Origin of the sequence: Fischerella thermalis PCC 7521 (assembly GCF_000317225.1) — a bacterium.
Taxonomy (GTDB): domain Bacteria; phylum Cyanobacteriota; class Cyanobacteriia; order Cyanobacteriales; family Nostocaceae; genus Fischerella; species Fischerella thermalis.
In genome coordinates, this window is sequence record NZ_AJLL01000071.1 from 1 (window position 1) to 13,201 (window position 13,201).

The window sequence follows — 13,201 nt, forward strand, 5'->3', positions numbered from 1 at the left end:
CCAGAATATTTCTTTAACTTGGGATTGGGGACTGCTAGGCTTGAACTGTTCGTGGGATGCGTGATCACCAAACTTTGCCATAATAGAGAATCGGACGTTTGGTAAAGAAAATCCCCGACAGAATCATGTTTCGATATTTTTCGTCTGGGTAAAATGGCAAACATTTTTCTGTCGGTTATCCTCTATAGGGGCGCCATATTCAATTGACGCGTTCATGAAGCTAAATAGAGATGTGTCAAGGAGTAGTAGCTGGTGGTGGAGTCTCACCTGGTACTGGAGTAGTAGCTGGTGGTGGAGTCTCACCCTGTGGAACTGCTGGTGCGGGAGTAGTTTGGGTCTCCGGAGCAGGTTCACACGCTGCTACAAGGATGTTCAGTCCAACTACTGAAGCTAGAAAAATCAATTTTGTTTTCATGACTGTATTAAGGAAAACTAAAAGTGAACAGCAAGGTAATGAATGACTTCTTGGGGATGGATAAAGAAACTTTTTCAAGATTTGCTTTCTCCATAAATCCAAGAAATAGAAAATCACAGACAGGTGCGATCGCTTTTCTTGCTCATTTGCTCAAAGATGGGGAATACATTTCATCTACTGATTGAAAGAGATTGAATTTTTGCAGATATGTCCAAAGCTTGAAGACATCAGCAGGTTGGGTACGATGACCGATATACCCATCTGGACGAATCAGATAAAGACACTCGCCTTGAGGGTCAAGTAGTACTGATTTGAACCACTCTAACTCTTCTGGTATTTGGGAATTCAATAGCACGATAGTGACTAAGTAAACAAGATGACAGCACGTAAGTACTATGCCCCAGTCAAAGAGTTTACCACTCAAATACGGTACTAACGCGATCGCTCCAGCGGTCAATGGCTGCATACGCTACTTTTCCAGTCAAACTGTACCTTAGTAGATACAGGCTCGACTTTAAAGTTTGCAGAAAAGTACAAATAACATAATTTATGCTTTTTTGTTGTGAGCGATCGCAACTATTACCTATTGATGAGTAATCATGAAGCTGCAAAGGGTGAAAACCCAGGAAGTAGACAATACAGCTACTTTAATTCTCTGTTCCTTTTGCATATACAACTTGGTGTGCTCAGTTCATCAGTTAGGAAGATTTATTCAAAGTTTTATATTCGGCAGCCTCTTTTTAATAATCGCTTAATAATATTAATATGCGTAATTATTACTTTCAGATATTTTTATCATAAACTTTTGTAACTTCGGTTACATACTCTCTGAGAGCAGATACTCTAAAATTCTGTCCATATCAAACATATGCCTACTGAAATCTAGCCATAGAAAGAGTAAAACCACGATTTTTCCTGGAAAATTACATCTCTGGGTACTGTGTATTAGTAGGTAATTAATTTAAATTCGAGATAGGTATTATATATATCGGAAATTAGAAATTAATAATTGCAACAGTACACGCCTAAGAATTTTTTTGTTATTTTGTATTTAGCTGAACAGTTCTTAATGACTTAATCAGCGTCAATATAAATAGATAATCACAGTAAATAATCCATGAATTGGAGGGGAAATTATTATGTTTGAAACTAGCAATCAAAATATTATTTTCTCAGCTTTTGTTAATCCCGCCAAAGACAATCATCAATCACAAATAAAAAATCCATTCAACAGAACTCAATCTGATTTACTGCTACCATTACGTCAATGGCTTGATTCCTTAGATATTCAAAATCAAAAATTGGCAAAATTTATTGCTAAATTGATCCCTGCCCAATGTCCTTTTGAGCGGGATATTATTTTATTTGGTCGCAAGGTTGCCCACATTCCGCCCATGTGTAAGTTAAACCCGCTTTATGACCAATTTGTTGGCTTGCGTTTTCGTGCTTTGTGTTATTTAGTAGATCAGTGTGGAGAAGATATTCAATCCTACTGTTAAAAATATTTAAGCATACAGAGTATGGAAATTCAGATTGAGCGTCAACCCAGTCAAAAACGCCTTGAGGAATTGGGTGTATCCAATTGGGATATTTGGCACAAAGCAGCCTCAAAATTCCCTTGGACTTATGATACCCAAGAAATCTGCTACTTTTTAGAAGGTGATGTTGTTGTCACTCCCAGGGGCGGACAACCAGTGCAAATGGGCAAAGGTGATTTAGTTACCTTTCCCGCTGGTATGTCCTGTACATGGGAAATTAGAAGCGATGTGAAGAAGCACTATTGTTTTGGTTAGTGGTTAGTAGAGGTGCAAGGTCTTGCACCCGTACAGTGGTTAGAATAACCAACAACAACCAACTAACAACAAACAACCAAAATGTTGCTGCATCTAAGTACTTGGCAAGAAGTCGAAGCTTATCTGCAAAAATCTCAGGGGATAATTCTCCCGATTGGTTCAACAGAACAACACGGACCAACAGGATTAATTGGTACAGATGCGATTTGTGCAGAAGCGATCGCTCGCGGTGTCGGTGAAGCAACCCAAGCCATAGTTGCGCCTACAATCAATGTTGGCATGGCACTGCATCATACAGCTTTTCCCGGCACAATCAGTCTGCGTCCCAGCACAATGATCCAAGTAGTGCGAGATTACATCACCTGTTTAGCGAAAGCAGGTTTTAGCAAGTTTTACTTTATCAACGGACACGGTGGTAACATCGCCACCCTGAAAGCAGCTTTCTCAGAAACTTACGCCCATTTAGAAGATTTGCAGATTTCCAATGCTCAAAATGTGCGATGTCAAGTTGCTAACTGGTTTATGTGCAGTTCAGTGTTTAAGCTAGCAAAAGAATTATACGGGGATCAAGAAGGTTCCCATGCAACGCCAAGTGAAGTGGCTGTAACTCAATTTGTCTATCCAGAAGCAATCAAGCAAGCACCCCTTTCTCCAGAAGTTGGGAAAGGACACAGAATTTACGGTGCCAAAGATTTTCGTCAGCATTACCCAGATGGCAGGATGGGATCAAACCCTGCTTTAGCAACACCCGAACACGGCCAGCAGTTTTATGAATTGGCGGTGAAAGAACTGAGTCATGGGTATTTGGAGTTTTTGAGCGCAGAATGATTATCAGGGAACTCCAAAAACACCTATGTTTGAGTCAAGGGGATCAAGATGATTGAGCCGCAGAGGTTATCTCAGCTCACTCGTGGTCTCCTTTATGCGATCGCAAACTACAGAATTCATTCGCCAGTTCCTTTAGAAGCAGAGGAGGACTGGAAATTTTGGACTCAGCCAAGATCAGCTTTTCGCTATGCCCAAAAGATTCTTACTATGAAGTGATATCAAGTCCGGCTAATTACTTACGATATTATTCTGATGCAGTTGGGCATTGGGCATTGATTTTTGCCATTACCCATTACCAATTACCAATTACCGGCCTTCACAGATATCATAAGTCTTCAAACGGACATGATATGAAGCGTTAGTCAAAATTAATGGAGGCTAGCGATGCAGGCTGGCTGATAGCTGGTTGCACCGAACTAGTCCCCAGTCCCTGAACTCCTAACTACGAGCAATACCATCCTGACGTGCAGCCCGTTGCACCGCCGCCGCAACAGTAGTAGCGACGCGCTCATCAAACACAGAAGGAATGATATGTTCGCGATCCAAATCAGATGGTTTGACCAAAGAAGCGATCGCACTTGCTGCTTCTAAATACATAGAAGTGGTAATGGTCTGGGCTCGACAATCTAATGCACCGCGAAATACCCCCGGAAAAGCCAACACATTATTAATCTGATTAGGGTAGTCACTACGTCCAGTTGCCATCACCGCAACTTCATTACTGACTAATTCTGGTTGAATTTCCGGAATGGGATTGGCCATTGCAAACACAATTGGATCTTTCGCCATCGAACGCACCATTTCTGGTGTCAGGACTCCCGGTCCGCTAACACCAATAAACACATCTGCTGCTTGCATTGCACCTGCGAGAGTACCCTGTGCTTTGACTGCAAATTCCCGTTTTTCTTGTGTTAAGTCAGTCCGGCTAGTGGAAAGAATACCTTTAGAGTCGCACATCCAAATTTTATCTGCCCCGGCTTTTTGCAATAAACGAGCGATCGCAATTCCCGCAGCCCCAGCACCGTTAATCACGATGCGAATTTGTTCCATTGACTTATGCACCAACTTGAGAGAATTAATCAGCGCTGCCAAGGTGACGATCGCTGTACCATGTTGATCATCATGAAAAACGGGGATATCTAACTCTCGCCGTAGTCTTTCTTCTATTTCAAAGCAGCGAGGTGCAGCAATATCTTCTAAATTTACCCCACCAAATACAGGGGCAATATTTTTCACAGTACGGACAATTTCATCGGTATCCTGGGTAGCCAAACAGATGGGGAAAGCATTGATGCCAGCAAATTCTTTGAAAAGCATCGCTTTACCTTCCATTACAGGCAAAGCAGCCCCTGGTCCAAGATTTCCTAAACCCAAAACTGCACTACCATCAGTCACAATTGCTACAGTATTTTGTTTAATAGTTAATTTGTAAACTTCTTCTGGGTCTTGAGCGATCGCTGTACAAATACGTCCGACTCCCGGCGTATAAGCCATTGCCAAGTCAGACACACTTTTGAGGCTAATTCTACTGGTAATACTAATTTTGCCGCCCCGATGCAGATTAAAGGTACGGTCATAAACATTCAGTAATTTAATATTTGGTAAAGCCTTAACAGCTTGTACAATTGCTTCGGCGTGTTCAGTACTAGCAGCATCAACGGTGAGATCACGAATCGAAACAGCTCTAGTTTGTTCGATTAAATCAATTTGACCAAGATTACCACCAGTGGTAGCGATCGCCTGGGTAACGCTAGCTAACATGCCAATCCGGTTGGGAATCTCCAGACGTAGTGTCAAACTAAAACTAGAATTAGGGGTAAGATCTGTCATTATCAATTTGGGTGAGAGAGTTTAGATTTTAAATTGAATTTAGCTCTAAAAATCTCAAATCAGAAAATTTAGTACGCTCAACAACTTAGCAATTTTACTCTAACGATGTTACTTGGTGTCTTGGTTTAAGAACCAGCCCTCTCAATATTGACAAATAGCACGTTATGTGGTTTTTGTAAGAAGGTAAACCTAGAACAGTGCTTAACGACCGATGCTATCTCCCGTGTTTGATGCATTTGTAGAGGCAAGTCCAGTCACTGTAATGATGCGAGGACTGATGGAACACATTTTTCACTCTTCGTGATTGTTTGTCAAAGGCAAAGGAAAAACAAATTCTTCCCCTCTAATTTGAAAGTAACCCCACCCCGGCTACGCCACCCCTGTTCTTAGGAAAAAGAGGGGGAGGGGGTAAGGTTTTTCATGGCAAAGCTAGTGAACTTTTTTGATCGGGACTTGTCCTACCTTTGTTCTAGTTCCTAATTTTCTTCACACCTCAGCGACAACTTGCTCTTGTTCTCTTTCCACAAACGCCTGGACACGGGCGCGGTAATTCCTTAAGGTTTCATCTACCCAATCACGATCATTGCTATTGGCATATAAATGTACCAGTGGCTCGCTCGCATCTGGTAACACTAACACCCAACTGTCATCATATTGCTGACAAATTTTCACTCCATCAATTAATTCCAGGTTTTGGGCTGGATGGGTTTCGACTAAGTGACGCATTAATGCCCCTTTAGCTGTCCAAGGACAACGGATAACATGGGATTTGTGTATGACTCGTGGTAATTCTGCTCGCACTGAAGCTAGCGATCGCTCTTGGATTGTTAACATCTCAATTAATTTGGCAATGCAGAACATAGCATCAAAACCCGGATGCAGTTGAGGGAAGATAAAGCCGGTGTCTGCACTACCTCCCAAAACGACATTTGCATTTTTGTAGCTTGCTTCCATCAAGGCTGTGGGGTTAGCTTTGGTACGAATCACCTTACCGTCGTGACGGCGGGCTATTTGTTCTACCGCACTAGATGCATGTACTGGTACAACTACCGTGCCTCTGGGACAAGAAGTTAACATCATGTCTACCATCAGTGCTGTTAACATTTCCCCACGAATAGGTATACCCGATTCATCAACTAGAATCAACTGTTCACCATTTGCTGAAACCTGGACGCCAAAGTTTGCTTTTAACGCTTCCACTACGTGACCGAGTTGTGTTAATAATGTTTCCCTGTCAGTAGCAGACATCGCAGTCTTATTCAAACTAGCATTCAATACTACTGCATCTGCCCCAAACTTATCTAACATTTGGGGCAACACCGCCCCAGATACAGCGTAAACATAGTCTATGACTACTTTGGCTCGGCTGTTACGGAGTGTATCTATGTGTAATAGCTTCTCGAAGGCTGTGCAGTATTCGTCAGCTACTTGACTGGGATAAGCAACATCACCAATTTCATGAATTAGCGATCGCCGCATATCTTCTTTAAAGTAAGCCCCTTCTATTTTCTTTTCTTGGGCTTTGGAAATATTAATGCCCTTGGCGTCCATAAATTCAATCAGGATGTAGTCTGGGCGATCGGGATGTACGCGGACGTGGATACCACCAGCTACTCCCATTCTAGGTATCACTGTACGAGCGATGGGGATAGCAGTTGCGTCTAGGTTTTGAATATTAATACCTACAGACATCAAACCCGCAATTAATGACCGTGTGACCATGCGGGAGATATTACGTTGGTCACGGGAAACTGTGACTCGCGAACCGGGTTTTAAGGTGGAACCGTAAGCAGCACCTAATTTGACGGCGAATTCCGGGGTAATGTCGATATTTGCCAATCCTTGTACACCCCGTTGCCCAAACAAGTTACGCTGAGCAGTATTTCCCCAAATCAGGTTAATATTTAAAATTGCTCCTGAATCAATTTTCTTACTCGGCCAAACTCTCACACCAGGACTAATTTGAGCTTCTTCTCCCACCGTAGACAAAGAACCAACTACAGCAGCTTCCAAAACATGGGCGCGACGATCTACACGAGTACCACGAGAAATTACACAAGCTGATAGCTGTGCTTCCTCACCGATGATAGCGCCGTTCCACACTATTGGGCGCTTGAGATTTGCATCCGCTCCAATAGTAACTTTGTCTCCAATTACAGTTCCTGGTTCTATGTGTACCCTGGCTCCTATACGGCAATTATCGCCAATCACCACAGGGGGTTCAATTTTCGCTGTTGGATCTATGTAAGTATTTTGACCAATCCATACACCCGGAGATTCTTCTTTGTAGGGGAAATCAAGCTTAACTTTCCGCTCTAATGCATGATACTGAGCTTCACGATAGGCATCTAAGTGGCCAACATCACACCAATAACCTTTGGCGATGTAACCATACATTGGCTCACCTTTTGCCAACAACAGAGGAAACAAATCTTTGGAAAAGTCTGATTCAGTATTGGCAGGTAAGTATTCCAAAACTTCTGGTTCTAAAATGTAAGCGCCGGTATTTACGGTATCGGAAAAAATTTCACTTGTAGAGGGTTTTTCTAAAAATCGGCAAATGCGATCGTTTTCATCGGTAATTACCACTCCAAATTCAATTGGATTCGGAACACGAGTCAAAATCAAAGTTGCTTTTGATTTCTTTTGTTTGTGAAATTCAATTGCTGCTGTTAAGTCAAAATCTGTGATACTATCACCGCTAATTACTAAAAAAGTTTCATCTAGAAGTTCCGCAATGTTTTTTACACACCCAGCAGTACCCAAAGGCTGGTCTTCTTCTACAGAGTAAGTAATTTGTACACCAAAATCGCTGCCATCTTGAAAATAATCTCGCAAAGCATCAGGTAAATAATGCAGTGTGGCAACTACTTCTGTAATGCCATGTCGTTTGAGAAGATTAATAATGTGTTCGGCAATTGGTCGATTTAAGATGGGTACCATCGGTTTAGGCAGGTCACAAGTAAGTGGACGAAGCCGCGTTCCCGAACCCCCTGCCATCAGTACTGCTCTCATAAATCCTCCTTAAACTGTATGCACCACTTGCTGCGTCAAGACAAATCAGATTCGTTTTGTCTGCTTTCTTAAGTGTCCTACGGATATCGAAGTTTGAGGAACTTCCAATAGATGCATCTAGTGAGACATAAGCACGTCTACTCGTCACACTAGCTTGTTTGTTGATACAAAATCAAGGAGGCTGAAGGGGAAGAGTGAAGGATGAAAGATGAAGAAAAAATTCGGAAAACACACAAATAATTTCCTTACCTTACAACCCTACACCTTTATACCCACAACCTGATTTCGACCAAGCTATAAATAGCTTGCTGAATTGTAACTGGATACTAAGGGGGAAGCTAATCTAAACTGGAGTAATGAGGATTTATCTTACGACTTGAGTGTTTAACTACGGTGTTTAGTTATATTTGATTGGTGTAAATGATCAAATTTCGCGATCGCGCGCAAATGCTGAACTCAAATTCTCTATTTCGATTGTGGAGCAAATTGCAATGGGTGGATTAATTACTGTTGTATTGATAGTAACTTATGCAGGTTTTGCTTGGAAGTTCTGGAGCGGATATGGGAGTACAAATTTCACTCGCAGTACAACTAATCGCCTAATATTTTCTTTGTTGTGGCCTGTTTTGTTGATCACAAATAAGTCCTATCGACAAAACTTTAGAAAGGCACTCAAGGGCAGATAGATTATGCATTTTTGCATGATTTTGACCACCATATCGGATGGTTATTTGCTTTACTTAACAGCACCAATATTGCTAGTTTGAGTAAGAGATTTAAATTCTATAAATTTAGATAAAATTTTGTAACAAAGTTAATTAGCTTTGTGATGTTTGTAGTGAGCGCTTTAGCGCTCACTTAAGCAATAAAGTGCTTACTACAAAGCTTTGTTACAATTTCGTTCCGCACTCTGGACAGAAATTGTTACTGGGAAGGTTTTTCGCACCACAATTACTGCAATAAACAGGTTTGACATCAGTTTTCGGTGCTTGCTTAGGCAAACCGATCATCTGAGCGTTGCTCTTGCCAGGAGCTACCATTGGGTAACAGTTTTCGTCTTTGGTAACGTGAACATCAACAATCACCGGGCCGTTATGAGCTAGCATTTGGGCGATCGCATCTGTCAATTCGTCCTGATTGTTAACTACTATGCCTTTGATGCCATAAGCTTTTGCTAGTAATTCAATATCTGGCATCCCCACTTCCATGTTGGAACAGGAGTAGCGCTCACCGTGGAAAGCTTGTTGCCACTGGCGCACCATTCCCTGCCAGCCATTATTCACAATCACGGTCTTGACATTTATGCCATACTGTGCAAGAGTACCAAGCTCTTGTAAACACATCTGGAAACTGGCATCACCACTAATACAGATGACTTCTTGCTCCGGAAAAGCAACTTTAGCACCCATAGCCGCCGGCAAGCCAAAACCCATTGTTCCCAAACCGCCGCTAGAAATCCAACGCCTGGGGCCTGTTTTGAGAAATTGAGCTGCCCACATTTGATGTTGACCCACATCTGTGGTGTAAATCGCATGAGGTGCTTGACGAGCGATCTCTACAATTACTTCTTGCGGTGATATACTATCGGCATAGTGCGGTACAACCAAAGGATACTCTTCTTTCCAGCGATTGATTAATCTCAACCACTCTTGGGTTTGGTTGGGTGTACCTTGGATGCCCAGTTCTTCACATCGGCGTAAAATGTCTTGCAATACGTTCTTAACATCGCCAACGATAGGGACGTCGGGAACACGATTTTTGCCAACTTCTGCGGGGTCGATGTCGATATGAATTACCTTAGCGCGGGAAGCAAATTCATCGAGTTTGCCAGTAACGCGGTCATCAAATCTGGCACCTACACAGATGAGTAAATCACAATCGGTCACTGCAAAGTTTGCATAAGCAGTGCCGTGCATTCCCAACATAGCCAAAGATAAGGGATGATGCTCATCAAAAGCACCCAAACCCATCAAAGTTGTGGTGACAGGGATTTGGAATAACTCAGCCAATTCTTGAATTTCAGCGTAGGCACCAGAAGCGATCGCCCCTCCACCAACATACAACAGAGGACGCCGACTTTCACGAATCAGTTGAATTGCCGCATGGATCTGGCGGGGATTTCCCTTCACTGTAGGGCGATATCCGGGTAACTTCACTGAACCCGGTTCCACAGGTATATAGTCAAACTCTTCAAAAGCCACATCCTTGGGAACATCAATTAAAACAGGCCCTGGTCGCCCTGTTGCGGCAATGTGGAATGCTTCAGCCACAATCCGCGCCATATCTTTGGGGTTGCGCACTACGTAAGAGTGCTTCACAATTGGCAGTGTAATACCGTAAATATCAGTTTCCTGAAATGCATCTGTACCGATCGCATGGCGGGGTACTTGTCCTGTGACAATGACCATCGGGATCGAGTCCATATAAGCAGTGGCAATTCCAGTCACCAAGTTAGTTGCCCCTGGGCCTGATGTACCAAAGCACACCCCTACCTTACCTGTAGCGCGGGCGTAACCATCAGCTGCATGGGCTGCACCTTGTTCATGTCTAACTAGGATGTGCTTGATGCCATCACCACTAGCTTCCGCTTTGTATAGATCATCATAAATTGGTAGAATCGCACCACCAGGATAACCAAAAATATATTCGACACCGTGGCGTTTTAGACTGTCAAGCAGTGCAAAACCACCAGATGCACGTCTGGGCGTTACGACTGGCGATGGAGATACACTAGACTGGGCTTGATTCTCGGTTTGTGGGGCAATAATTTGGGGACGCGATTCTCCTACGGAGACACTTCGTGAACGCACAGTCGAACCTCACCTATATAAATAAAATAATGCTGAATTTCTGTAGTTAAATTCTCATTTTAATTTAAAACTCTCATAGTTTATTGAAATTATCATTTATCCCTGACATGAGATGGGGAACTCACCGATCCCTGGAGGGGATTAGGAGCAACAGGGATGATTTGGAATTGGGCATTGGGATAAACTCTCCCTTGTCCTCCGTTTCCCCTTTTGTTGTCCCCGATCCCCGTTTCCCAATTCCCTATATCACGTCTTGCAGAACTTTACGAGTATTTTGCCAAGCCCAAACACCAATAACAGCGACTATCACACTCATCGCCACTAGCACGGTTCGCAAGCCTAAAGCATCAGTGATTGGACCAGTGATTGCTAGGGGTGCAGAAAGAGCTATATTAATGGCATGATTTTGAAAACCGAAGACTTTACCAAGCATTGAAGGTGGGGTTTGTTGTTGAATTAAAGTTTGCATTGGCACACCAATCAGGGCTGCACCTATTCCCAAAACAGCACAAAGTACTAAGGCCAATGACAGTTTGTGGACAAAAGTGAACGTCCCTAAAACCACCGCCATCATTAAGAACCCAATCAAGGGTAAGGGTTTGTGATGAAATTTATCCCCCCAATGACCCAAAATTGCTGCTCCTATTACCATCCCCACACCTGCTGCTGCCAAGAAAAAGCCAAATTGTTTCTCTTTTAAGCCAAATTCTGCTGCTAATTGAATTGCCAATACTACTAGGGCTGCAAATACGCAATACAAAGTCACTAGTTGCAGCATGGCATTTAACACCAAGCGATTTCTCTTAAGATAGCGCAAGCCTTGTTTGAAGTCTGCCCAAGGGTGGATTGCGACTTCTTGATCGCCAATAGTTCTGTTGTCTTTAAAGTTAATTGGCTGCATCATCCCAGCAGAAGACAGGTATAATACCGCCACTACCAATTCTTGACCATACTCGGGACCAAGTGAATGTTTTGCCCAACTCAAGCTCGGTTCGCCGATCGCAAATCCCACAATTAAAGCACCCATCATCGTGCTGCTAAACAGAGCATTGGCTGCCATTAAGTTTTCTCGCCTCACCAATAGCGGAATGACTGCTTGTTCTGCGGGTGCAAAAAACTGTGTCACACTGGAGATTGCAAAAGTCAGTATTAGTAGAATCAAAAACTGTCGTGGCAAAAACGGTATTAACAGTGTCAAAAGACCGCGTACTACATCTGATCCAACCATAATCAGCTTTTTGGGAAAGCGGTCAACAAACACACCTCCAGCAGAACCAAACAAAATTGCTGGGACTGTAAATACCACCATTAAAGCTGAGTACATGGAATTTTCTGTTAAACCCGCAGGAGGCGGATAGTTTTCTAGTAGGGCAATCATTAAAACAAAGAAAATTTTATCCGCAAGTTGGGACAATAACTGCCCAATCCACAGCAGCATAAAGCCACGGTTTCTTAGCAGGACGCCAAATCCTTTATTTACAGCAGCAGGTTCAGTTGGAAACATCAGTAGTTAGGGAATAGGGAATAGGGAATTGGGAATTGGGAATCGGGAAACTCAGGGTCTCTACGTTCGCCACGGAGGAGCCACTGCGCCCTTGGGGTTTCCACTCTTGTAGCATGTGGCATCACCTGGTGTTAGGAATCGAGAATTGAGAATTAGATAAAAATCTATCCTAGCCCCCCTTCTCCGATCCCCGATCCCTGATCCCCTATTGCCCTGATTTACTGTCTTCAATTCTCACTCCTGATTAATACTTATATTTGCCGGATTAATTTTCCTCATACTGCACCAATAGTCTATGCAAAAATTCCGCCGCAGTTAAACTTTGCTGAGATAGTGATTCTCCAACAGATGAGTCTACCCACCAACCCTGAACCTTTTGGGGCGATCGCCACATTTCAAGGTGATCAACTGCGGGATCTGCATAAAAATTATTTTCACCACTGCCGAGTATTTTAGAACTCCAGTGAGTGAAGTAATCATGGCTCATTCTATGGATAGGAAAATTTCCCCACAACGGTACTCCCCATCCATCTATAGCAATAAAAGCCTTGACTTTACCCCCTAGTAGTTGCCAGGAAGATGCGGCTGCGATCGCTCCAACTACACCAGCACTAAAACAAACGAATATAACTGGCGATTCTAGCCTCTCTCCTAAGTTCTGATGTAAAAACTGTAAAATCTGAAACCCAGATAGTGCAGAATAAAGTTCTACTGGACAAATAAGTATATTTATTGAGCTTGCAGATTGCACACTATTAATCACTGAGTCTTTCCAAGCCATGACAAATTTGTCGGTTAGTTCTTTTTCATGTATTCCTGGGCAAACAATTATAGTCATATGAATTTAATTACAGCTTTTGCAATTATAATTATTTATGAATTTGAATGTTGTAGATATCACAATAATTACTTAAGTGCCAATAGGTAAAGGTTAAAGCACCTAGTCCTCTGATTTCAAAGTTACCTCACCCCGGCTACGCCACCCCTCTCCTTACCAAGGAGAGGG

Annotated in this window: 11 protein-coding genes; 4 read left to right on the forward strand and 7 right to left on the reverse strand. The window is 42.8% G+C overall.

Annotated features, from left to right (window positions below):
- Positions 1 to 235: 235 nt before the first annotated feature.
- Entirely contained in the window at positions 236 to 415 is a 180-nt protein-coding gene (locus UYK_RS26990; RefSeq protein ID WP_071588128.1) for a hypothetical protein, read from the reverse strand.
- A 142-nt stretch (positions 416 to 557) separates the two neighbouring features.
- Positions 558 to 881, reverse strand: a complete 324-nt coding sequence (locus UYK_RS0115625; RefSeq protein WP_009454824.1) for a hypothetical protein — start codon at positions 879 to 881, stop codon at positions 558 to 560.
- A 673-nt stretch (positions 882 to 1,554) separates the two neighbouring features.
- On the opposite strand from UYK_RS0115625, the gene UYK_RS0115630 reads away from it, so the two are divergent.
- The 4 genes from UYK_RS0115630 to UYK_RS26805 all read left to right on the forward strand — a co-directional run bounded on the left by UYK_RS0115630 (position 1,555) and on the right by UYK_RS26805 (position 3,252).
- Positions 1,555 to 1,914, forward strand: coding sequence for a Mo-dependent nitrogenase C-terminal domain-containing protein (locus UYK_RS0115630; protein ID WP_009454826.1), 360 nt, complete (start codon positions 1,555 to 1,557; stop codon positions 1,912 to 1,914).
- 21 nt (positions 1,915 to 1,935) lie between these two features.
- Positions 1,936 to 2,208: a cupin domain-containing protein gene (locus UYK_RS0115635; protein ID WP_009454828.1), complete on the forward strand. Its 273-nt coding sequence runs from the start codon at positions 1,936 to 1,938 to the stop codon at positions 2,206 to 2,208.
- A gap of 81 nt (positions 2,209 to 2,289) precedes the next feature.
- On the forward strand, positions 2,290 to 3,036 hold the full coding sequence (locus UYK_RS0115640; RefSeq protein WP_009454830.1) for a creatininase family protein: 747 nt from the start codon (positions 2,290 to 2,292) through the stop codon (positions 3,034 to 3,036).
- A gap of 48 nt (positions 3,037 to 3,084) precedes the next feature.
- Positions 3,085 to 3,252, forward strand: coding sequence for a hypothetical protein (locus UYK_RS26805; protein ID WP_016871728.1), 168 nt, complete (start codon positions 3,085 to 3,087; stop codon positions 3,250 to 3,252).
- A gap of 222 nt (positions 3,253 to 3,474) precedes the next feature.
- On the opposite strand, the gene UYK_RS0115650 is transcribed toward UYK_RS26805, so the two are convergent.
- From UYK_RS0115650 to UYK_RS0115675, 5 genes are all read right to left on the reverse strand, one after another.
- Positions 3,475 to 4,866, reverse strand: coding sequence for a malic enzyme-like NAD(P)-binding protein (locus UYK_RS0115650; protein ID WP_009454834.1), 1,392 nt, complete (start codon positions 4,864 to 4,866; stop codon positions 3,475 to 3,477).
- A 486-nt stretch (positions 4,867 to 5,352) separates the two neighbouring features.
- Positions 5,353 to 7,881 carry a mannose-1-phosphate guanyltransferase gene (locus UYK_RS0115655; protein ID WP_009454836.1) on the reverse strand — a complete coding sequence of 843 codons (2,529 nt, stop codon included), beginning with the start codon at positions 7,879 to 7,881 and terminating at the stop codon, positions 5,353 to 5,355.
- A gap of 890 nt (positions 7,882 to 8,771) precedes the next feature.
- Positions 8,772 to 10,691: a biosynthetic-type acetolactate synthase large subunit gene (ilvB, locus tag UYK_RS0115665; protein WP_009454838.1), complete on the reverse strand. Its 1,920-nt coding sequence runs from the start codon at positions 10,689 to 10,691 to the stop codon at positions 8,772 to 8,774.
- 241 nt (positions 10,692 to 10,932) lie between these two features.
- Positions 10,933 to 12,195 carry an MFS transporter gene (locus tag UYK_RS0115670; RefSeq protein WP_009454840.1) on the reverse strand — a complete coding sequence of 421 codons (1,263 nt, stop codon included), beginning with the start codon at positions 12,193 to 12,195 and terminating at the stop codon, positions 10,933 to 10,935.
- Between the two features lie 265 nt (positions 12,196 to 12,460).
- The gene (locus UYK_RS0115675; protein ID WP_016871730.1) at positions 12,461 to 13,033 is read right to left on the reverse strand and encodes a hypothetical protein; all 573 of its coding nucleotides are present in this window, start codon (positions 13,031 to 13,033) and stop codon (positions 12,461 to 12,463) included.
- Between the last annotated feature and the right edge of the window lie 168 nt (positions 13,034 to 13,201).

What these genes read in the sequence shown, in the direction of transcription:
- UYK_RS0115630 (WP_009454826.1), top strand. Translation starts at nt 1,555, where the DNA reads ATGTTTGAAACTAGCAATCAAAATATTATTTTCTCAGCTTTTGTTAAT.
- UYK_RS0115640 (WP_009454830.1), top strand. Translation starts at nt 2,290, where the DNA reads ATGTTGCTGCATCTAAGTACTTGGCAAGAAGTCGAAGCTTATCTGCAA.
- UYK_RS26990 (WP_071588128.1), bottom strand. Translation starts at nt 415, where the DNA reads ATGAAAACAAAATTGATTTTTCTAGCTTCAGTAGTTGGACTGAACATC.
- UYK_RS0115625 (WP_009454824.1), bottom strand. Translation starts at nt 881, where the DNA reads ATGCAGCCATTGACCGCTGGAGCGATCGCGTTAGTACCGTATTTGAGT.
- UYK_RS26805 (WP_016871728.1), top strand. Translation starts at nt 3,085, where the DNA reads ATGATTGAGCCGCAGAGGTTATCTCAGCTCACTCGTGGTCTCCTTTAT.
- UYK_RS0115635 (WP_009454828.1), top strand. Translation starts at nt 1,936, where the DNA reads ATGGAAATTCAGATTGAGCGTCAACCCAGTCAAAAACGCCTTGAGGAA.
- UYK_RS0115670 (WP_009454840.1), bottom strand. Translation starts at nt 12,195, where the DNA reads ATGTTTCCAACTGAACCTGCTGCTGTAAATAAAGGATTTGGCGTCCTG.
- UYK_RS0115650 (WP_009454834.1), bottom strand. Translation starts at nt 4,866, where the DNA reads ATGACAGATCTTACCCCTAATTCTAGTTTTAGTTTGACACTACGTCTG.
- UYK_RS0115675 (WP_016871730.1), bottom strand. Translation starts at nt 13,033, where the DNA reads ATGACTATAATTGTTTGCCCAGGAATACATGAAAAAGAACTAACCGAC.
- UYK_RS0115655 (WP_009454836.1), bottom strand. Translation starts at nt 7,881, where the DNA reads ATGAGAGCAGTACTGATGGCAGGGGGTTCGGGAACGCGGCTTCGTCCA.